The organism is Paenibacillus sp. J31P190 (assembly GCF_059692075.1).
This window is the reverse complement of record NZ_JCAUAS010000002.1, coordinates 688,727-707,643: the sequence shown is the minus strand read 5'-3', so window position 1 is coordinate 707,643 and position 18,917 is coordinate 688,727. Positions and strand designations below refer to the sequence as shown.

Annotated in this window: 26 protein-coding genes; 21 read left to right on the top strand and 5 right to left on the bottom strand. The window is 44.1% G+C overall.

The annotated features are described in order from the left end of the window. The first annotated feature begins 32 nt into the window (after positions 1-32). Positions 33-995 carry a patatin-like phospholipase family protein gene (locus AC58U0_RS07005; RefSeq protein ID WP_497378225.1) on the top strand — a complete coding sequence of 321 codons (963 nt, stop codon included), beginning with the start codon at positions 33-35 and terminating at the stop codon, positions 993-995. Between the two features lie 12 nt (positions 996-1,007). On the opposite strand, the gene AC58U0_RS07000 is transcribed toward AC58U0_RS07005, so the two are convergent. Both AC58U0_RS07000 and AC58U0_RS06995 read right to left on the bottom strand, forming a co-directional pair. Further along, positions 1,008-1,262 (bottom strand): hypothetical protein, encoded by a 255-nt coding sequence (locus AC58U0_RS07000; protein WP_497378224.1) that lies wholly within the window; start codon positions 1,260-1,262, stop codon positions 1,008-1,010. Continuing rightward, positions 1,259-2,152: a DUF1385 domain-containing protein gene (locus tag AC58U0_RS06995; RefSeq protein WP_497378271.1), complete on the bottom strand. Its 894-nt coding sequence runs from the start codon at positions 2,150-2,152 to the stop codon at positions 1,259-1,261. Before AC58U0_RS06995 ends, AC58U0_RS07000 begins: the two co-directional genes overlap by 4 nt. A gap of 201 nt (positions 2,153-2,353) precedes the next feature. Between AC58U0_RS06995 and AC58U0_RS06990 the strand changes: the two genes are divergently transcribed. The 5 genes from AC58U0_RS06990 to AC58U0_RS06970 all read left to right on the top strand — a co-directional run bounded on the left by AC58U0_RS06990 (position 2,354) and on the right by AC58U0_RS06970 (position 6,421). Next, on the top strand, positions 2,354-2,845 hold the full coding sequence (locus tag AC58U0_RS06990) for a YqhR family membrane protein (protein WP_497378223.1): 492 nt from the start codon (positions 2,354-2,356) through the stop codon (positions 2,843-2,845). An 80-nt stretch (positions 2,846-2,925) separates the two neighbouring features. Then, positions 2,926-3,357 (top strand): type II 3-dehydroquinate dehydratase, encoded by a 432-nt coding sequence (aroQ, locus tag AC58U0_RS06985; RefSeq protein WP_497378222.1) that lies wholly within the window; start codon positions 2,926-2,928, stop codon positions 3,355-3,357. 18 nt (positions 3,358-3,375) lie between these two features. Then, entirely contained in the window at positions 3,376-4,449 is a 1,074-nt protein-coding gene (locus tag AC58U0_RS06980; protein ID WP_497378221.1) for a M24 family metallopeptidase, read from the top strand. A 15-nt stretch (positions 4,450-4,464) separates the two neighbouring features. Then, positions 4,465-5,028, top strand: a complete 564-nt coding sequence (gene efp / locus AC58U0_RS06975; protein ID WP_464645479.1) for an elongation factor P — start codon at positions 4,465-4,467, stop codon at positions 5,026-5,028. A 136-nt stretch (positions 5,029-5,164) separates the two neighbouring features. Beyond that, positions 5,165-6,421: an aspartate kinase gene (locus AC58U0_RS06970; RefSeq protein WP_497378220.1), complete on the top strand. Its 1,257-nt coding sequence runs from the start codon at positions 5,165-5,167 to the stop codon at positions 6,419-6,421. Between the two features lie 8 nt (positions 6,422-6,429). Here AC58U0_RS06970 and AC58U0_RS06965 read toward each other — a convergent pair whose 3' ends face one another. From AC58U0_RS06965 to comA, 3 genes are all read right to left on the bottom strand, one after another. After that, positions 6,430-6,894: a DUF441 domain-containing protein gene (locus AC58U0_RS06965; protein ID WP_497378219.1), complete on the bottom strand. Its 465-nt coding sequence runs from the start codon at positions 6,892-6,894 to the stop codon at positions 6,430-6,432. A 78-nt stretch (positions 6,895-6,972) separates the two neighbouring features. Continuing rightward, positions 6,973-7,692, bottom strand: coding sequence for a 2-phosphosulfolactate phosphatase (locus AC58U0_RS06960; protein WP_497378218.1), 720 nt, complete (start codon positions 7,690-7,692; stop codon positions 6,973-6,975). A 3-nt stretch (positions 7,693-7,695) separates the two neighbouring features. Then, entirely contained in the window at positions 7,696-8,499 is an 804-nt protein-coding gene (gene comA / locus AC58U0_RS06955; protein WP_497378217.1) for a phosphosulfolactate synthase, read from the bottom strand. 336 nt (positions 8,500-8,835) lie between these two features. Here comA and AC58U0_RS06950 point away from each other — a divergent pair, with 336 nt between their 5' ends. The 15 genes from AC58U0_RS06950 to nusB all read left to right on the top strand — a co-directional run bounded on the left by AC58U0_RS06950 (position 8,836) and on the right by nusB (position 18,903). Beyond that, positions 8,836-9,099 (top strand): YqhV family protein, encoded by a 264-nt coding sequence (locus AC58U0_RS06950; protein ID WP_057306427.1) that lies wholly within the window; start codon positions 8,836-8,838, stop codon positions 9,097-9,099. Positions 9,100-9,171: 72 nt separating this feature from the next. Then, positions 9,172-10,155 carry a stage III sporulation protein AA gene (gene spoIIIAA, locus AC58U0_RS06945; RefSeq protein ID WP_497378216.1) on the top strand — a complete coding sequence of 328 codons (984 nt, stop codon included), beginning with the start codon at positions 9,172-9,174 and terminating at the stop codon, positions 10,153-10,155. A 6-nt stretch (positions 10,156-10,161) separates the two neighbouring features. Then, entirely contained in the window at positions 10,162-10,680 is a 519-nt protein-coding gene (gene spoIIIAB / locus AC58U0_RS06940; RefSeq protein WP_497378215.1) for a stage III sporulation protein SpoIIIAB, read from the top strand. Positions 10,681-10,742: 62 nt separating this feature from the next. Next, entirely contained in the window at positions 10,743-10,946 is a 204-nt protein-coding gene (gene spoIIIAC, locus AC58U0_RS06935; RefSeq protein ID WP_029197158.1) for a stage III sporulation protein AC, read from the top strand. Between the two features lie 10 nt (positions 10,947-10,956). Beyond that, complete coding sequence (gene spoIIIAD, locus AC58U0_RS06930) at positions 10,957-11,346, top strand: stage III sporulation protein AD (protein WP_057306424.1); 390 nt, start codon at positions 10,957-10,959, stop codon at positions 11,344-11,346. A gap of 24 nt (positions 11,347-11,370) precedes the next feature. After that, on the top strand, positions 11,371-12,570 hold the full coding sequence (gene spoIIIAE / locus AC58U0_RS06925) for a stage III sporulation protein AE (protein ID WP_497378214.1): 1,200 nt from the start codon (positions 11,371-11,373) through the stop codon (positions 12,568-12,570). 12 nt (positions 12,571-12,582) lie between these two features. Next, positions 12,583-13,332 (top strand): stage III sporulation protein AF, encoded by a 750-nt coding sequence (spoIIIAF, locus tag AC58U0_RS06920; RefSeq protein ID WP_497378213.1) that lies wholly within the window; start codon positions 12,583-12,585, stop codon positions 13,330-13,332. A 4-nt stretch (positions 13,333-13,336) separates the two neighbouring features. Further along, positions 13,337-13,975, top strand: coding sequence for a stage III sporulation protein AG (gene spoIIIAG, locus AC58U0_RS06915; RefSeq protein ID WP_057307059.1), 639 nt, complete (start codon positions 13,337-13,339; stop codon positions 13,973-13,975). Between the two features lie 35 nt (positions 13,976-14,010). Beyond that, positions 14,011-14,757 carry a SpoIIIAH-like family protein gene (locus tag AC58U0_RS06910; RefSeq protein WP_497378212.1) on the top strand — a complete coding sequence of 249 codons (747 nt, stop codon included), beginning with the start codon at positions 14,011-14,013 and terminating at the stop codon, positions 14,755-14,757. Between the two features lie 156 nt (positions 14,758-14,913). Beyond that, the gene (gene accB / locus AC58U0_RS06905) at positions 14,914-15,411 is read left to right on the top strand and encodes an acetyl-CoA carboxylase biotin carboxyl carrier protein (protein ID WP_497378211.1); all 498 of its coding nucleotides are present in this window, start codon (positions 14,914-14,916) and stop codon (positions 15,409-15,411) included. A gap of 106 nt (positions 15,412-15,517) precedes the next feature. Further along, a complete protein-coding gene (accC, locus tag AC58U0_RS06900) occupies positions 15,518-16,876 on the top strand; it encodes an acetyl-CoA carboxylase biotin carboxylase subunit (RefSeq protein ID WP_497378210.1) in 1,359 nt (452 codons plus the stop codon). Positions 16,877-17,005: 129 nt separating this feature from the next. Then, on the top strand, positions 17,006-17,419 hold the full coding sequence (locus tag AC58U0_RS06895; RefSeq protein WP_497378209.1) for an Asp23/Gls24 family envelope stress response protein: 414 nt from the start codon (positions 17,006-17,008) through the stop codon (positions 17,417-17,419). 86 nt (positions 17,420-17,505) lie between these two features. Beyond that, on the top strand, positions 17,506-18,066 hold the full coding sequence (amaP, locus tag AC58U0_RS06890) for an alkaline shock response membrane anchor protein AmaP (protein WP_173184387.1): 561 nt from the start codon (positions 17,506-17,508) through the stop codon (positions 18,064-18,066). A gap of 14 nt (positions 18,067-18,080) precedes the next feature. Further along, the gene (locus tag AC58U0_RS06885; protein ID WP_057306416.1) at positions 18,081-18,308 is read left to right on the top strand and encodes a DUF2273 domain-containing protein; all 228 of its coding nucleotides are present in this window, start codon (positions 18,081-18,083) and stop codon (positions 18,306-18,308) included. Positions 18,309-18,444: 136 nt separating this feature from the next. Continuing rightward, positions 18,445-18,903, top strand: a complete 459-nt coding sequence (gene nusB / locus AC58U0_RS06880) for a transcription antitermination factor NusB (protein ID WP_057306415.1) — start codon at positions 18,445-18,447, stop codon at positions 18,901-18,903. The last annotated feature ends 14 nt before the right edge of the window (positions 18,904-18,917 follow it).

Sequence of the window (18,917 nt, the reverse complement as noted above, 5' to 3'; positions counted from 1 at the left end):
CCTATAGTCGCTATACTAGGAGGGGTGTCGATTTGAAGATCAACGGTGTGTTTGAAGGCGGAGGCGTAAAGGGGATTGCACTGGTTGGTGGTGTAAGCGCGGCGATGAAGCAGGGGCATGTCTTCAATGAAGTCGCAGGTACAAGCTCAGGTGCCATCGTAGCGGCTCTTTTGGCCGCGGGTTATACAGGAGAAGACATGAAAGAAATGATCCTGAGAGCACCTTTCAGGTCGTTTATGCAGCGTTCGCCTATTTTTAATACGAAAATTATTGGACCTGCCGCGCGGTTATTCATCAAAAAAGGCTTGTACTCCGGAGCGGCGTTGGAGGATTGGGTAAATCAACAATTAGCAGCCAAAGGAATCCGTACATTTGGTGATTTGAGACACAATCAACTGCGCGTAATTGCTTCCGATATTACACAAGGTAAGCTTTTGATATTACCTGATGATATCGCTCAATATGGGATCGATCCACGCAAATTCTCTATTGCCAAGGCCGTCCGAATGAGCACAAGCATTCCTTATTTTTTCGATCCCGTCATGATTCGGCGCAAATTAAAAAGCTCTGCGAAGGCAGCGCCATTCGCAGAGCAGTTTTACTATATTGTAGATGGTGGCTTGTTAAGCAACTATCCACTTTGGGTGTTTGATCAGGAAACGGATCGCGAGGATATCATCCCTGTTATTGGTTTCCAATTAGTAGGTAAAAACGAAATTCCCACTCATAAAATTAAAGGGCCGATAACCATGTTGGAAGCGTTGTTTGGAACGATGTTGAGTGCTCATGATGAGCGCTATATTGAGCAAAAGAACCGGTTCCGTACGGTCAAAATCCCTACTTTAGGTGTGGGGAATACGCAGTTTAACTTATCGAAAGAACTCAGTATGTCTTTATACGACTCAGGCTTTCAAGCTTCCAATGATTACTTCAACAATTGGTCCGCTGACATATATGAACAGAATTATGAGAAGTACGTATTGCGACGTGAATAACGCTAAGCCGTATTAATGATATTTGGGTAAATCATCCGAATCAGAATCTTTACTTCCGTTGATGACACGGAACTTGGCGTTTTTCCTTTTCCCTTTGGGCCCTCGACCCGTCGAATTCTTTCTCCAACGAGAAGGCGGGAATTTGTATAGAAGAAAAATAATCCCTAACACGAGAATAGGAATGAACAAAGTTCGCAAACTTACCAGCAAACCAATCGCAATCAAAATCGCAATGGCGACCTCGATCGGGGAAAATTTTCTTCTCATGCCCGTCCCTCCAAGATTCGTTGTTCTGCTTCACGCATGCGGTTGAAAGAAGCAATCGACACCTCAACTTGACTGTCTTCAGGTTCTTTGGTTGTAAGCAGCTGAAGCCATAGTCCAGGATAGCCTAAGTAACGAAGGACGGGGACTTCACGAAGTGAATTGGTGAATCGTAATACTTCATAAGAAACACCAATGACTACAGGCAGCAATATTAAACGCTGCACGATACGTTCGACATATCCGTCATAGTGAAGGAATGAGTAAATGACGACACCAATCAATACGGTGAAAACGATGAAACTGCTGCCACAACGATAATGAAGTGTGTTGAATTTCTGTACGTTACTAACCGTTAGCTCTACGCCAGCCTCATAAGCACTAATGACCTTATGTTCAGCGCCATGATATTGAAACAATCTGCGGATCATAGGTGTCAAAGATATGAAATAAATATATCCGACAAGTAAAATAATCTTAATAACACCTTCTATAAGATTATGAAGAAATTGATTGCTAAATACATTTTGAAACAAAAACTGTTCGATAACAGCTGGAACCAGCGTGAATACGAATTTACCAAACAGAAACGAAATCACACCCACAACCGCTACGCCAAGAATCATCGAAATATTAGAAAAGAAGCCTGGTTTTTCATCTTTCTTGGCACTGTTAGCATCCTCGCCTTCTTGTTCAGCGAAGGATTCAGCCGAGAAATTCAAGTGCTGAGCGCCTTTAGCGCTTGATTCTATGATTCCCACAATACCGCGTATAAACGGTATTTTCTTGAGTGTTTGGACCCAAGGGATCACTTTCTTCGGTACTTCTAAGTAATCAAGGGAACCGTCTTTTTTGCGCACAGCGGTTACATGCACATTTTTTCCTGCGAACATGACGCCTTCAATGACGGCTTGTCCTCCGTATATACTGTTTTGTTCTGCCACAAGATCCACCTTCTTATCTTTCTCAAATTCAGTTAATTGTACTTTCTTATTGTAACGGATTCGTAGATTGAATGCTACCGATAGCGGTAGAACATACTATTCATACCTAAGGAAAGACAAGCAACATGTGCAGAGAAAGGAAGACGATGGATGATAAGTGATAAAAAGGAAGAAAAAATCCTGACAAATCGTTGGGTATTTGCCCTTTACATCGGCTTTTTTGCTGGATTTATATGGGGAGCAATCAAAATTGTTGAGTACTATTTAAAGTTCACCAAGATTGTAATCGGTTTTCTTGTAGAGCCTTTTTTCAAACATGATTTTCTGCATACTTGGCAGGGAACGCTCATTGGTTGGGGGATCTTCACCGTTTTTTCAATCGTTGCTGCGTTCATCTATATGGTCACGATGTGGAAGCTTCAGGGACCTTGGTGGGGGCTAGCGTATGGTGCTCTATGGTGGGCAGTGATATATTTACTCATTGGTCCCTTATCGGGGATGACCTATTGGATTCAGGATCTGGATCTAGATACCGTACTTAGTGATTTTTGTTTGTTTCTGCTATGGGGAATGTTTATTGGTTATTCCATTTCTATTGAATACACGGATGCAAGAACAAGACGACCTATACACAAGACATGAAAGTTATGGTAAAATATCAAAGGTTAAATAGGCTTGTAAAGCCCATTTTTCAATGAAAAATGCTTGGGAGTGATTTCCTTTTGAAAAAGGTTCTAGTCATTAATGGTCCGAACTTAAATATGCTCGGCGTACGTGAACCTGGCGTGTACGGAACGGTTTCGCTTTCAACGATTATTCAAGGTCTAAATGAACTAGCTGAGACGCTGTCGATCGAGCTTGAGAGCTTTCAATCGAACCATGAAGGCGATATTATTGATAAAATTCATGAAGCTTTCGGCACAAAAGATGGTATTGTAATCAACCCAGGAGCATTCACGCATTATAGTTATGCCATTCGCGATGCACTCTCCGCGGTTCAATTGCCAACTGTAGAAGTTCACATTTCGAATATTCATAAGCGCGAGGAATTTCGACATCATTCGGTTACCGCGCCAGTCGTTATCGGTCAAATCTGTGGCTTCGGTGCACAGAGCTATGAACTTGGTTTAAGAGCATTAATACCTCATCTGTAAGAAAGATTGGTGATCTCAATGCAGGAGAAACGTATTGAACGTCTTCGCAAGGTTATGCAACAGCAAGATTTACCGGCAATACTCATCACGAATGCATACAACCGTACATATGTATCTGGTTTCACTGGTTCTTCTGGCTATGTCCTTATAACGTTAGACCGTGCCTTATTGTTAACTGATTTTCGTTATATGACGCAAGCTCCTCAGCAAGCTAAGCTATTTGAAATTGTTGAGCATAAAGCAAAAGCAATCGAGACAGTGAAGGAACTCTTGCAGCAGCAAGGAATCACAAAGCTTGGCTTCGAGCAAGTGGATGTATCCTACGGTGATTTCTTAAGCTACCAAGAAGGATTAGCGGGCATCGAATTGGTGCCTACAGCACGCGTTGTTGAGTTGATTCGAATGGTTAAAGATGAGGCGGAATTACAGATTATGCAAGAAGCCGCTGATTTGGCTGATCAAACATTCTCACACATTCTATCTTTTATCAAACCAGGTGTGCAGGAAAAGGATATTGCCCTTGAGATCGAGATGTTTATCCGCAAAAATGGCGGGACTTCAACCTCATTTGAAACAATCGTTGCTTCGGGTGAACGTTCTGCGCTTCCTCATGGCAAAGCGAGCGATCGCGTGCTACAATTAAACGAATTTGTCAAATTGGATTTTGGAGCGTATTATAAAGGGTATTGCTCTGACATTACTAGAACGGTTATGCTAGGTAAGCCGACAGACAAACATAAAGAAATTTATGACATTGTACTTGAGGCCCAATTGAATTGTTTAGCTAACCTCAGACCAGGTATTACTGGCAGAGAAGGCGATGCTTACGCACGAGACGTGATTGTGAAGCATGGCTATGGCGATTACTTCGGTCACGGTACCGGACATGGTTTAGGCATGGAGGTACATGAAAATCCACGCTTGTCGAAAACCGAGGACATGGTTTTAACACCTGGTATGGTGGTTACAGTTGAACCTGGTATTTATCTCCCCAACTTTGGCGGAGTTCGTATTGAGGATGACGCAGTAATTACTGACACCGGCATTAAAATACTTACACATTCTACCAAAGATTTTCTTATTATTGACTAGCGGAGGGATTCACAAGTGATATCAGTTAATGATTTCAAAACAGGTCTTACGATTGTAGTTGAGCACGATATTTTTACAGTTCTAGATTTCCAACACGTTAAACCAGGTAAAGGTGCGGCATTCGTACGTTCCAAACTAAAAAACCTGCGTAACGGTAATACCGTTGAACGTACATTCCGTGCTGGCGAGAACGTTGGACGAGCGCACATCGAAAACCGTGAAATGCAATACTTGTACGCAGCTGGCGACGAGTACACATTCATGGATACAGAGACGTTTGATCAGATTTCCCTTTCCCAGGAACAATTGAAATGGGAATTGAACTTTCTGAAAGAAAACATGAACATCAAAATCATGAGCTATCAAGGTGAAATTCTTGGGATTAACCTTCCGAAGAGCGTTGACTTGAAAGTTATCGAAACCGATGCAAGCGTTAAAGGAAACACAGCTCAAGGTGCTTTGAAAAATGCGAAAGTGGAAACAGGTCTTAATGTGATGGTGCCACTTTTCATCAACGAAGGCGATATTCTTTCCGTTGATACAGATGATGGAAAATACCTTTCACGCGCGAGCAACTAATGACTAAAGCCTTTCAGACTCTTTGGAGTCCAAAAGGCTTTTTTTCATTTCACGTGGATTTCTTACCACAGCAAGGTGTTTATATGCTATAATATTGAATTGTTATGCACTAGTATGCGTTGGGAGTGGGTCTGCTTTGTCTCTTATAGTGATGAAATTTGGCGGGAGCTCTGTCGGTGATGCAGAGCGAATGAAGCGTGTTGCAAAGAGAATCGTAGAGCGAAAACAAGCAGGACATAGCTGCGTTGTTGTCGTTTCCGCGATGGGAGATACAACGGATGATTTGATCGACCTGTCTAAGCAAATTTACGATGGAGCCCCTCCGGCTCGTGAAATGGATATGCTGTTAACGACAGGAGAGCAGGTATCGGTAGCTCTCTTATCGATGGCAATACATAATTTGGGTGAGCAGGCGGTTTCTTATACCGGTTGGCAAAGTGGTATTTATACGGAACCGGTTCATAGTAAGGCCAGAATTACGGATATTCAGCCACATCGTGTGCTGAAAGCTCTCGAACAAGGCAATGTCGTCATCGTAGCTGGCTTCCAAGGGATGACCGAAGCAGGTGAGATTACCACACTGGGCCGCGGCGGGTCGGATACAACGGCTGTAGCACTTGCTGCTGCTATTAAAGCAGATCTATGTGAGATTTATACCGATGTAGATGGCATTTATTCGACAGATCCGCGCATCGTGAAAGTAGCGAGAAAGTTAAATGAGATTTCCTATGATGAGATGCTGGAGCTTGCTAATTTAGGGGCTGCTGTTCTGCATCCAAGAGCTGTTGAATATGCCAAAAATTATAACGTTACCTTAGTGGTGCGTTCCAGCTTTACTTACAATGAAGGTACCAATGTGAAGGAGGAAGCAGTGATGGAGCAAGGAATCGTCGTTCGAGGCATCGCTTACGATAAGAATGTGGCAAGAATTAGTATTCTAGGTGTACCTGAGAAACCGGGACAGCTGGCTAAAGTATTTATTGCGCTTGCCGAAGAGCAAATTGATGTCGACATCATTGTACAAAGCGGTGTGATCAGCGGTTCGGCTGATTTCTCTTTCACAACGACCCTTGCAGATCGCGAAAAAGCATTGACCGTCATTGAACAAATTCGCGGTGACATTGGATATCGTGAAGTGACTTCTGAAGTGAACCTTGTGAAAGTATCCATAGTTGGCGCGGGTATGGTAAGTACACCAGGTGTTGCTGCAACGATGTTCAAAGTGATTTCTGATCTGGGCATCTCTATTTCCTTAGTTAGCACATCGGAGATTAAAATGTCCTGTGTCGTTGACAACACGAACCTAACTGAAGTTATCCGTTCTCTGCACACTGCGTACGGCTTGGACACTACGGAGCATGCGTTTGTTGGTGGACCAGAAGATCGCAGATAAACGAAAAATTAATGCAATTTATCCGAAATAAAATAACCCAGCTTTAATAAAAAAGCCGTTATTCCGGCTGCCATTAAGGGCCCAACCGGAATTCCGCGCATAAATATAATGCCAAATATAGAACCAATCACAAGACCCACAATTAATTGTGGGTCTAATTTTAGCAGTTCCAACCCTTTTCCATTCATATAGGTAGCAATAGCTCCGCCAAGTAGTGCGATGATGCCCGGCCAAGTGGTGAATACCGACAAGATATCCTTCATGGAGATGCGCTCGCTGGCAAAGGGGACCAGCACCCCAATCGTTAAGAACAACAATCCGAGTTCCAATCCTCTGCGCTCCATCGTGGGGAAAAAACGGTCTAACCCAATAAGTTTAATCGCAAGTAGAATGCATGCCGCGGTCGTAATAATGGGTGATCGGCCAATGAGTCCAATAATAATGAGAATAACTAAGAGCAAATCGCCATTCATAGTGTCAAAACCCCTCGTCCTCATAACTTCAATCTTAGTTTATGAGAAGGGCTTGTATTTAGAACGAAGGCGTGTCTGTCAAAGAGACATGAGTACCATCTGATCACGTTCCAATAGGGGAACATGATCTGCGATATTCGGTTTTGCGCAAAAAACCAAATCTGCCTGGAAACCAGACTTAGTCATTTTCTTTCCATTACTGCAGGTTAATATTTTTTCATACAACGAATCCTTCGATTCCAGATAACACCCTCGCATGGCCAAACCGAAATCATTGACTGCTATATTTTTGTCACCGAGCAGAATGGACAATTCCTCAAGGATAAGACCTGCGCAAAGCCCATCTTCCAATGAGAAAACATCTTGAGTTCCTGCGCACAAAATAACGGTATCTCGTTTGAAATCGACCGCGGCCCTCGCACAGGCTCTGCTATTAAGTAGGGCTCCCGCTAACACGTGATCGGCTTTCATCGCTTTCTGAATGCCTCTTGTTCCATTCGTGGTTGTAAGTATAATTCGCTTGTCTTGGACGGCTGCTTTTGTGTATTCTAGTGGCGAATTACCGAAATCGAAACCAGGAATCTTTTTACAAAAACGCTCGCCTCCAAGTAAATCTCCCTCTCGAAATAACTCCTTGGCCTTCAGAACCGTTTCCACAGGAACAATGGCTTTGCAACCGTTAATCAGTGCGGTGATGATCGTGCTAGTTGCACGTAGAACATCAACGACAATGACGGTTTTATGAAGAAATTCGTCACTTCTAGCTTCGCCGATGTTGGCGACAACCTCGATATGCATCTTTTAATCCTTTCTGGTACCCAACGACAACGTATCGGAACGGAGTCCTCTCCGTAATGCTTCCAACGCAATCAACTCATCCGGTGGAATATTGCCTAAGTGGATGTTGGGGCCTAGCATGCTAATTAAATGCACCTGCTGACTTTTGAGCGGTGCTTCCCATAAGAGAAGCTCGCCGGGAATTGCGGAAAGCACCCTTTGCAGTTCGTCGTCCTTACATTTCCCGTTCTGATCAAAAATACCAACGCCCATGCCTGATTCCCGAGCTTCAATGGTAACCATATTGGCCCCGAGTTCCGTGTCGATCAAGACGGTTTCAATTAATTCCTCCAACTCAATGGAAGATCCCCAGCCTTTCTTGCCATATTCGGTGATGACCTCGAATCCCTCTTCCAATCCTCTGGAAATAAGCTCGTTTCGAAGTCTGCGCTCCACTTCGATCGTCCCGTCGGAAATTTCAACGCCATTAAAACCAAGCGCGATAAGCATGTCAAAAAAAGAGCTTATCGCATTTTGTCTGATGGCGACCTCCAAAAACGTACCACCGGGGTAAATGCAGATGCCGCTTTCTTTTGCAGAGGAGATCTTACTTTTAAGTACATCTAACGGATATAGCGGCGAGGTACCGAAGCCAATTTTGATCATATCCAGATGGCTGCTAGACGTGGTAAGCAGATCTTGAAAAGCGTTCAAGCCTAATCCTTTATCCATCACCATCGTTTTACCCAGTGTTCTTGGTTTAGCCTGCCTTTGTCCTGTGGGGTCGGCTAGAACGGGATTCCATTTCAAATGAGAGGTCACTTCCATCGGTAATTCTCCTCACTGTCCTTTGAAGGTTCAATTCTGTGTTCAGCATATGCATCTTCACAAATGGAGGTGCCCAGCATGCCTAAAATCAGACGAGCTTGCATAAGGATAGGGTAAAAAGCTTTGACCCTATCCTTATGCGTTCTGTGAATAAATGGTCGCTCCGAGAATTTATAAAAACCTCCAGGACTCCATTGTAAAGCTGTTCCTTTATTGAATTGTGTGGGTAGGAACAGCTTTACAAAAGTCGCTCTTCCGGCCTTTTATAAATCCTCTCCGCTAAGTATTCGACGACACATAAAGCTTAAAGATTTTTACGAGGAGGAGTAGAAAGAAATGAACAAAATTGTCCTAACGATGGCTTCGCTGAGGATGATGTCGGGGAGTATCGAAATTATCGCAGCCATTGTGATGCTGAGGCTGGCGACGGTGGAGAAAGCGCTGCTGGTGAACTCGGGTTTGGCTCTAGTAGGTCCTCTAGTATTACTAGCAACAACAACGATTGGATTAGTAGGAATCGCAGAGAAACTATCATATGGCAAAATGCTGTGGGTGATTGCGGGAGTAAGCTGTCTCTTTATTGGTATTTTAAAAAAGTAATCGGTCATATTTCTTTCTATTAAGCATAGAAATGAGTATAGAAGACTGGACAACTTGGAGGGATGTCTCCCTATGCTTGATTCGATTGTGTATTTGCTGCCTCAAACTTTCCGATTTCTCTTAGCCGCTCTGCCGCCAGACGTACAAGCTAGTGTTGAAGAAATAAGGGTGAGAGAGTCACGGCCCCTTGAGATTAGCTGGGGGGATCGATATACCTTTGTGAGTGAACGGGGGGAGATGGTGACTCAGGAAACGAAGGCTTACAAGCCGACACGGCAGGACTGTCTTACGCTGCTAGAGATGCTCACGAACCATTCCTTGTATACCTTCGAGGAAGAGCTGCGTAGAGGCTATATCACGATTGCTGGAGGTCATCGAGTAGGACTAGCAGGGCGAACCGTTTTGGATCAGGGACATGTTAAGCAAATACGTGATGTGAGTTCTTTCAATATAAGGATTGCCCGCGAGATCCAAGGGGTCGGCCAAGAGGTGTTGCCACAACTATTCGATCCTTTACTGAGAAGCATCCATCATACGCTCATCATTTCACCTCCACAGCATGGGAAAACAACGCTGATCCGCGATCTGGCTAGATTGATTAGCCGGGGAGAATGGGGGGGGGATTACGTATCGACGACTGGCAAGAAAGTGGGAGTGGTGGATGAACGATCAGAACTGGCTGCATGTGTCAAAGGGGTGCCCAGATTCGATCTGGGGCCACGCACTGACGTTATGGATGGTTGTCCGAAGGCGGAAGGCATGATGATGATGATTCGGTCGTTATCACCTGATGTCCTGATTGTGGATGAGATTGGGCGTCCAGAAGATGCGGACGCCATCCATGAGGCTGTTCACACCGGGATTCGCGTCGTAGCTACTGCACATGGTGCTGATTATGAGGATGTACGCAGGAGGCCTGTTCTGAAGCAGCTGTTGGAAGAGGGTGTATTCACGAGATATGTCATCCTGCATAGAAGAAAAGGTGCACAAGCTTCCTATCGTATCTTGGATTATCAGGGCAAGGCCTTGGAACTCTATCCTGTGCGAAAAGGATGATGGTAGATGCTGAAATTTGTCGGAGGGGTTCTTATTATCGGTGCTGCCACATTGTTTGGCTTCTTAAAGGCTGCGCATTATGTAAGACGTCCCAAGCAAATCCGTGGTCTTATCAGTGCGTTAGGGAGAATGGAGACAGAAATCATGTACGCACTCACACCGCTGCCTGAAGCATTCGCCTCACTCAGCAAGCAGGTCGCAGAACCGCTAGCTTCCTTATTTCGAATAACTTCGGAGCGTTTATTGAAGAGTGACGGTAAATCCACCCGTGAGATTTGGCAATGGAGTGTCAATGATGTATGGACAAGAACTTCGATGAGGCAAGCGGAACAAGAAGTGGTGCTGCAGCTGGGAGCCGTTCTTGGGCTCACAGATCGAAGTGATCAAATCAAACATTTACGGCTCGCGATTAGCCAACTTCAAACGGAAGAAACCGAGTCTAGGGAAGAGCAGCGGCGCTACGAGAAAATGTGGAAAAGCCTCGGTCTCTTAATCGGAGCATTGATCGTGATATTGATGTATTAATGGTAGCAAGGATGACTTGGCCGTACAAGTGAGTTCCTTGTCAACAGAGTGAGGTGCCTGGAATGAACGTAGATGTGAATGCCATTTTCCAGATCGCCGGCATCGGCATCATCATCGCGATGATCCATTCGGTGCTCAAGCAGATGGGCAAAGAGGATATGGCACACTGGGTCACGGTCATTGGCTTCGTGGTCGTGCTCTTTATGGTCGTCAGTATGCTCGATCATTTATTTAAAGAAATCAAAACGATTTTCCTATTCCAATGAGGTGGGCCTGATGGAAATCATCCAGATCGTAGGTTTAGGACTCATCGTTACGATATTAACGCTCATCATCAAAGAGCAGAAGCCAATGTTCGCTTTCTTGCTGGCGGCATTTACGGGCATCATGATTTTCTTATTCCTGATCGGTAAAATTTCCTCTGTCATCCAGGTGCTCGAGGACTTAGCTCAAAAGTCAAGCATCAATATGGTTTTTCTCAAAACGATTCTGAAAATCATTGGTGTTGCTTACATCGCTGAGTTCGGTGCTCAAATCGTACGAGATGCCGGTCAAGAATCCATTGCCTCCAAGATCGAGCTTTCCGGGAAAGTGCTCATTATGGTGATGGCGATTCCGATCATAACCGTCATCATTGAGACTGTCGTTAAACTGCTCCCAGCTTAGGATGATCCATGAGGAGTGACTAATATGAATCTACTTTATTCGCACCAGAAGCTGAACAACCGCTGGATTATTTTATTCATAATGACAATGGGATTATGGCTTGGATTGACTGGCAATATGGCCGCTGAATCGCCTACGGAGATCATTATCAAGGAGCAGGCCGACCATCTGAATACGGAACCTGTTGAGCAATATTGGGATAAGCTCATGAAGGATTACGGCGGTTACTTCCCTGAAAGTAAGACGCCAACCTTCATGGAACTGCTGCTCGGGACCAAGGGCATTAGCATGAAGAGTATTTTCAAAGGGTTGCTAAGCTATGTGTTCCACGAAATCATCATTAATGGAAAGCTGCTTGCTTCGATCGTGGTCCTGACGATTTTCAGTATGATTCTCGAAACGCTGCAAAGCTCCTTTGAAAGAAACACAGTCAGCAAGCTTGGTTATTCAATTACTTATATGGTTCTGATCATTATAGCGATCAACAGCTTCAGCGTGGCAATCGGTTACGCCAAAACGGCTATTTCTTCCATGATTCAATTCATGATTGCCATAGTACCTTTGCTATTAACTCTTTTGGCATCAATGGGAAATGTCACTTCTGTGGCGATTTTACATCCGCTGATTGTGTTCATGATCCATTCAGTTGGAACAGCGATATATGTGTTTATATTCCCTTTGTTGTTCTTTTCGGCTGTCCTGCACATCGTAAGCTCTCTAAGCGAGAAATACAAAGTCACCCAGCTAGCGAACCTTCTGCGCACAATAAGTTTAAGCATGCTGGGCGTATTCGTCACTGTCTTCCTCGGGGTTATATCGATTCAAGGGACTGCTGGAGCGGTTAGAGATGGCGTTGCGATTCGAACGGCAAAGTACATTACCGGAAACTTTGTCCCTGTTGTGGGACGCTTATTCTCGGATGCAACAGAGACAGTGATTGGGGCATCGCTGCTTGTAAAAAATGCAATCGGACTCGTCGGGGTTGTCATTCTAATCTTGTTGTGTGCGTTTCCGGCTATCAAAATTTTAACGCTAGCTTTTATCTATAACTTATCCGCAGCGATCATGCAGCCTTTGGGAGATAGTCCGATAATCGCTTGCTTGCAAACGATAGGCAAGAGCTTAATTTATGTGTTTGCGGCACTGGCAGCCGTCAGCTTAATGTTCTTTCTAGCTCTAACGATCATGATTACGATCAGTAATGTCTCCGTGATGATGCGGTGAAAGGAGGCAGCTATGGATTGGTTAGCGGGATGGCTAAAAAGCGTCATCATGGTCATAATGTTGGCTACATTTGTTGATCTGCTTCTTCCAAGTAATACCATGCAGCGATATGTCAAAACGGTTATGAGTTTATTCATCCTGCTTACACTGTTATCTCCGGTACTTCAACTGTTTCAGAAGGATTGGGACATCGATCAATTGATTGGTCAAGCGGAGCAGCGGCAAAACGATAAAACAATGCTTGCAAGCAGCGGCGGCGGAAATTCATTGATGAAATCGCTCGATGTGATTACAAAAGATGCCCAAAAGCTTCAAGAAGCAGGACAAAAACAATCACAGCAAATGATTCAAAGGCAGTTGGCTGAGCTGATGAAAGAGGACTTACAGAAGCAAACAGAGCTGATCATTCAAGACGTTCAGGTGCTGGCCCAAATCGACAATAATGGGAAACCCGCTATAACGAAAGTCAGGGTAACCCTTGATGATATAGAACCGACGAAACAAGTAAAATCAACGTCAGCCTCCAAAAGCATAGCTGTCATGGAGCCAGTCAAGCCAATTGATCCGATAAGGATCGAACCATCCACGAAGCAGCAGGGAAGTAGCTCAAGTGATAAAGCAGCAGCAACTCTGCCTAAATTATCGTCACGAATAGAGCAAGAGGTTGAGCATCTCAAGCAAAAAATCGTGCGTGATTGGATCGTGGAGGCTGCACAGATTGATATCCAATTAAACCAACGGAATGGAAGGATTGCGAGGTGAATCGATGGGAACATTGCTGCAATGGATGGAGCACAAATTCGGCGGAGGTCCGGGAGGACCCAAACGCAAGAACACGCTCTTGTGGGTCGTTATGATTGGACTTTTGGGAGCTGCGCTGATGATTATGAATGCATTTATGACTGTAAAAGATGTTGATCCCATCAATGCGGGCAGAGCTTCTCCGCAACCCAGCAAAGAAACATTTCTCAACAGTACATCCAAAGAAAATTCTACCTTTCACGATTATGAAGCGGCCTATCAAACACAGTTGAAGGAGATTTTACAAAAAATTGTGGGTGTAGGCGATGTTGAAGTGCTCGTTACAATTGAGTCAACGGAAGAAATGACGGTCGACAAAAATTATAATGACAATCAGCAAATGACGACAGAACGCGACAATGGTGGAGCGACAAGGAATATATCCCAGGTAACGCGGAGTGGTGAAGTGGTTGTCTATCAAGTTTCCGGTGACCAGAAACCGCTTGTGCTCAAATACATCAAACCAAAAATCAGAGGCGTCATCGTTGTCGCCAAAGGCGCCGAGAATCTCACTGTGAAAAAAATGATTACAGAAGCTGTAGAGCGAGGACTTGATGTGCAAGCGAGTAGGATCTCTATTTTACCCCGCAAAACTGGGGGATGAATGTGGCAGTAAATTAAAATTGAGGAGGAATTTCAATGAATGCGAAAAGACAAACAATTTGGCTCGTTTCTATGCTTAGTTTAATGGTGGTGCTTTCCGCTTATTATCTGTTCACAGAGGATGTCAATAAGCTTGATTTAGCCACAACGGAAACGATTAATAAATCACAAGAAGTGAAGATTGATATGAGTCAGGTTGACCCTGCGAATGCAGCAAAAACAGATGTGAAAGCAACAACAGGCGGAGATGCAAAAGTCGACACGAAAGCTGTGACTCCGCAAAATTCAACAAAAACAGACGTGAAAACCGATGCTAAGACGGATGCTAAAACAACAACGGCGCAGGATGCTTCCAAAACAACTACACCAAATACGGCCAAAACGGACGATCAAGTTTTGAAGATCGTTGAAGAGCAAGCGAGAACGACATCGGCTAGCGATTATTTCACGAATGAGCAAATGAAACAAAGAGATTATTTCAGCAAAACATCCTCTGATTTAATGGAAATCATTATCGATTCGAAGAAGACACCTGAAGCTGTAGCCAAAGCGACAAATGATTTAGCGAAATTGACTGATATTCAAGAAAAAGTAGAGAATTTACAAGATGTGCTTATGAAGGATTTCCCGCAAGCGATTATTAACCAAGATGGAAACAAGTGGAAAGTGACAGTTCAAAGCGATAAATTGGAGAAAAGCCAAGGAGTTACGATCGTTGATTTGGTGATGAAAGAGCTTGGTACAGGTCCGGAAAATATTAAGATTCAATATGTTCGTCCTTAGTAAAAAGAGGTGAGATTAGCCTGCCCAGGATGGCGATGGAAAGGGTCCGGACAAACTGGACTCTTTCCATTTCTTGCGTTTATGGGTATAATACATACGTTGCGGCTATGAAACCGCATTTTTTACTGGTTCACCAACCTTGAAGGAGTGACATGAATGTTCAAATTGAGTGAAATCAAAGAGTTGATCAAACTCGTCGATCAATCCTCTTTACAAGAGCTTGAAATCGAAAATGAAGGTGCACGCCTTTCAATTCGCAAGCCGAATAAAACGGAGTCTGTCTATGTAACAGCCCCCGTTCAACAAACGTATGCTCCGATCGGTCAAGCAAGCATTGCTAACACAGCACCTGCTGCCGCTCTCGAAGCATCTATCCCTGCGACTACTGGACATGCTAAGCAAGAGGACTCATCTTTACATAAGATAGTTTCACCGATGGTAGGAACCTTCTATCAGTCTGCTTCTCCTGGCTCTGCTCCTTTCGTAAGTGTTGGCTCCAAGGTGGGCGACAAAAACGTCGTCTGTATTGTGGAAGCTATGAAATTGATGAATGAAATCGAAGCTGAAATTAAAGGTGAAATCGTTGAAGTACTTGTAGATAACGGTCAGCTTGTTGAGTACGGACAACCTTTGTTTTTAGTTAGACCAGAGTAAGCGAATAGTAAGCTCTTATGCTTATGACGCAGTTTTGCCTGAGCAAAACTCAGTATACGCTTATGATGCAAGTTTTCCTAACGGAAAACTCTTAGGAGGAAAAATAATGAAATTTCATAAAATCCTAATAGCGAACCGCGGAGAAATTGCTGTTCGTATTATCCGAGCTTGTCGCGAGCTCGGCATGTATACAGTGGCTGTTTATTCGGAAGCCGATCGTGATGCGCTTCATGTGCGTCTAGCCGACGAAGCCTATTGTATTGGGCCGACTGCCTCCAAGGACAGCTATTTGAACTTCACGAACTTGATGAGTGTTGCTACGCTAACAGAATGTGATGCGATCCATCCTGGATACGGCTTCTTAGCAGAAAATGCGGACTTCGCAGAAATTTGCGAGAGCTGCAATATTACATTTATCGGCCCATCCCCAGATGCCATAAGCCGGATGGGTGATAAAGCGGTTGCCAAGCAAACGATGAAAGAAGCAAGAGTACCGATCATTCCAGGCTCAGACGGTTTGGTTGAGAACATTGACGACGCGATCGTCATAGCAAGAGATATCGGTTACCCGATCATCATTAAAGCGACAGCAGGCGGCGGCGGTAAAGGAATACGTATTGCCGAGAACGAGGAAACACTCGTACAGCAAATTACGGCAGCGCAGCAAGAAGCGCAAAATGCTTTTGGCAACGCAGGTATATATTTGGAGAAATACTTGACAGGCATGAAGCATGTTGAGATTCAAATTTTAGCGGATAAACACGGTAATGTTGTTCACTTAGGTGAGCGCGACTGTTCCGTACAACGCCGCAGACAGAAGCTTGTTGAGGAAGCTCCTTGCCCGATTCTGACAGCTGAAACACGCACAGCGATGGGGCAAGCGGCCGTTCGTGCAGCGAAAGCCGTTAATTATTCAGGTGCAGGAACACTTGAGTTCCTACTTGGTCCTGATGGTAATTTCTACTTCATGGAAATGAACACGAGAATCCAGGTTGAACATCCCGTAACCGAAATGATTACAGGAATTGATATCATCCAAGAGATGATTCGTGTTGCAGAAGGCAATCCATTATCATTTGCACAAGAGGACGTCCGCATTAATGGATGGGCTATCGAGTGCCGTGTGAATGCGGAGGATCCGAATCGGAACTTCATGCCTTCCGCGGGTCAAGTGAAATTTTACTTGCCGCCAGGTGGTTTTGGCGTTCGTGTTGACAGTGCGGTATATCCGGGCTATACAATCCCGCCACATTATGATTCCATGATCGCTAAGCTTATTGTTTGGGGAAATACACGAGAAGAAGCGATTGCCCGCATGAAAAGAGCGCTAACCGAGTTTGCGGTGGATGGTGTAAACACGACGATTCCATTCCATTTGAAGCTGCTTGAGCACAAGAAATTTATCAAGGGTGACCATGATATTAAATTCTTGGAAGAGCATGATGTGAATGATCCAGAATCGTAAGACAAACATTTGTCATATTTTCGGCGAAATGGTATAGTAATAAATTAAGATGGCTTATCCAAACCATGGATCAAGCAAGGGAATGCTTATGAAACAAGTTTGTTTCACAAACTCTAGGGAGGTGCCACAATGAGCACAATCGCTCCGGATTACGTCAAAACAGACATGGGCAGCATCCAAATTGCCCCCGAGGTTATCGAAATCATTGCCGGTTTGGCAACGGTGGAAGTGCAAGGAGTAGCGGGGATGAGTGGCGGATTAGCTGGCGGCATTGCTGAATTGCTTGGACGCAAGAATTTGTCCAAAGGCGTAAAGGTAGAAGTCGGACAACGTGAAGCAGCCATTGACGTCTCCATTATTATTGAATATGGCAATCGAATTCCTGAAGTTGCAAGCGACATTCAACAAAATGTGAAGCAGGCAATTGAATCGATGACAGGCTTAAACGTTGTTGAAGTCAACGTTCATATTCATGATGTTCATTTTAAACAGGCGGATAAACCGGTTGAAGAAGAAACAGCAGCTGCTCATCGTGTGAAATAGCGGATTGCTGCATCCATATGGATCAATTGAAACCCCCTACAGGTTGCAGGGGGTTTCCTCTAACTATAGGAAGGGGACAAGCTTACGTGGGTAAAATTGTGGACAGGCTCTTGCTACTTCTCTATAGCCTAATTATTCTAGTTGCTTCTATCGTTGTCTTGTTCACAGCTTCGAGCTGGATCCCGTTAGAACAAGCAGGTCAAATGCTAAGTAATTTTTATTTCGAAAAAAGCTTTGCGTACCCGGCGATTATCATCAGCCTGATCATGCTGTTGATCTCTGTTCGTTTCCTCATATTAACGCTGCGCCGCGGTCGTTCTCAAGCGCCATCTATCGACCAAAGAACGGATTTCGGAGATATTCGCATCTCGATAGAAACGGTTGAGAATTTATCTTTGAAAGCTGCTGGTCGTACCAAAGGTGCCAAAGATTTACGGGCCCGTGTAAGAGTGAATCAATCAGGTCTAGAAATTACGATCAGAACCATTGTGGATGGGGAAAGTTCGATTCCTGAACTTACTGAGGAGATGCAAAGTACTGTGAAAAGTTACATCGAAGATATAACTGGCATTCCTGTAGCTTCCGTAACCGTATTCGTAGCGAACATCGTGCAATCAGCCCCAACTTTTAAAAGCCGAGTCGAATAGAGGTGAACCCACTCATGTGGAATGAGCTGTGGGAGTCCCATAGGGGCAAAGTGATCGGAGTGGCAGCAGGCGTTTTCTTCGGCTTCATTTATTTATTTTTTGGTTTTTGGGATATGCTGATCTTTGGATTCATTGTTCTGGTCGGTTTTTATGTTGGGAACAAACTGGATCGGAAAGAAAGTTTCGTCATTCTTGAAGACATTTGGCGCTATCTCACGCAAAAATGGAGAATGTTTCGCTAAAATCCCTGGTTCTACCATGGATTTTTTTGTTTGGATTCATTCCAATATGACGTATACTAGTAAAAAGAGTTTTTTAGGACGAATTACATCCATGATTGCTTAAGAAGTCAGTTTTCTAACTTTTAGGAGGACCACAATGAAACGCAGAGTTGCACGAGAAATTGCTGTACAAAGCCTTTACCAAATCCAGATGAATGAGGCTACACCTCAGGAAGCTGTCCAAATTGCGATTCATGAAGCAGAGCATGATAATGAAACAGAGTTGAATTTTTCCGGAGATAAAATTGACCCTCTATACATTGTTGAGCTTGTTGAGGGTACATACAGTAACAAAGTTAGAATTGATGAACTGCTTGAAGAGTACTTAAAAGGTTGGGCGATGGATAGGCTCTCACGAATTGATCGTGAAGTGCTGCGTTTGGCTGTGTATGAAATGCTGTACAGAGATGATGTTCCACCTAAAGTTGTCGTTAATGAGGCAATTGATTTGGCCAAGCATTATGGCACGGAAGAGTCAGGTAAGTTCGTTAACGGAGTACTTGGTAAAATGATTAAAGAAGTTGAAGATTTAAAGGGCAAAGTTACACCGTCCTAATTAACATTGATTAT

Bases quoted from the DNA above. Each gene is read 5' to 3' on its own strand.
- AC58U0_RS07000 (WP_497378224.1), bottom strand. From the start codon at position 1,262: ATGAGAAGAAAATTTTCCCCGATCGAGGTCGCCATTGCGATTTTGATT.
- AC58U0_RS06995 (WP_497378271.1), bottom strand. From the start codon at position 2,152: ATGTTCGCAGGAAAAAATGTGCATGTAACCGCTGTGCGCAAAAAAGAC.
- AC58U0_RS06990 (WP_497378223.1), top strand. From the start codon at position 2,354: ATGATAAGTGATAAAAAGGAAGAAAAAATCCTGACAAATCGTTGGGTA.
- AC58U0_RS06980 (WP_497378221.1), top strand. From the start codon at position 3,376: ATGCAGGAGAAACGTATTGAACGTCTTCGCAAGGTTATGCAACAGCAA.
- AC58U0_RS06965 (WP_497378219.1), bottom strand. From the start codon at position 6,894: ATGAATGGCGATTTGCTCTTAGTTATTCTCATTATTATTGGACTCATT.
- AC58U0_RS06960 (WP_497378218.1), bottom strand. From the start codon at position 7,692: ATGCATATCGAGGTTGTCGCCAACATCGGCGAAGCTAGAAGTGACGAA.
- comA (WP_497378217.1), bottom strand. From the start codon at position 8,499: ATGGAAGTGACCTCTCATTTGAAATGGAATCCCGTTCTAGCCGACCCC.
- AC58U0_RS06950 (WP_057306427.1), top strand. From the start codon at position 8,836: ATGAACAAAATTGTCCTAACGATGGCTTCGCTGAGGATGATGTCGGGG.
- spoIIIAA (WP_497378216.1), top strand. From the start codon at position 9,172: ATGCTTGATTCGATTGTGTATTTGCTGCCTCAAACTTTCCGATTTCTC.
- spoIIIAB (WP_497378215.1), top strand. From the start codon at position 10,162: ATGCTGAAATTTGTCGGAGGGGTTCTTATTATCGGTGCTGCCACATTG.
- spoIIIAC (WP_029197158.1), top strand. From the start codon at position 10,743: ATGAACGTAGATGTGAATGCCATTTTCCAGATCGCCGGCATCGGCATC.
- spoIIIAD (WP_057306424.1), top strand. From the start codon at position 10,957: ATGGAAATCATCCAGATCGTAGGTTTAGGACTCATCGTTACGATATTA.
- spoIIIAE (WP_497378214.1), top strand. From the start codon at position 11,371: ATGAATCTACTTTATTCGCACCAGAAGCTGAACAACCGCTGGATTATT.
- spoIIIAF (WP_497378213.1), top strand. From the start codon at position 12,583: ATGGATTGGTTAGCGGGATGGCTAAAAAGCGTCATCATGGTCATAATG.
- spoIIIAG (WP_057307059.1), top strand. From the start codon at position 13,337: ATGGGAACATTGCTGCAATGGATGGAGCACAAATTCGGCGGAGGTCCG.
- AC58U0_RS06910 (WP_497378212.1), top strand. From the start codon at position 14,011: ATGAATGCGAAAAGACAAACAATTTGGCTCGTTTCTATGCTTAGTTTA.
- accB (WP_497378211.1), top strand. From the start codon at position 14,914: ATGTTCAAATTGAGTGAAATCAAAGAGTTGATCAAACTCGTCGATCAA.
- accC (WP_497378210.1), top strand. From the start codon at position 15,518: ATGAAATTTCATAAAATCCTAATAGCGAACCGCGGAGAAATTGCTGTT.
- AC58U0_RS06895 (WP_497378209.1), top strand. From the start codon at position 17,006: ATGAGCACAATCGCTCCGGATTACGTCAAAACAGACATGGGCAGCATC.
- AC58U0_RS06885 (WP_057306416.1), top strand. From the start codon at position 18,081: ATGTGGAATGAGCTGTGGGAGTCCCATAGGGGCAAAGTGATCGGAGTG.
- nusB (WP_057306415.1), top strand. From the start codon at position 18,445: ATGAAACGCAGAGTTGCACGAGAAATTGCTGTACAAAGCCTTTACCAA.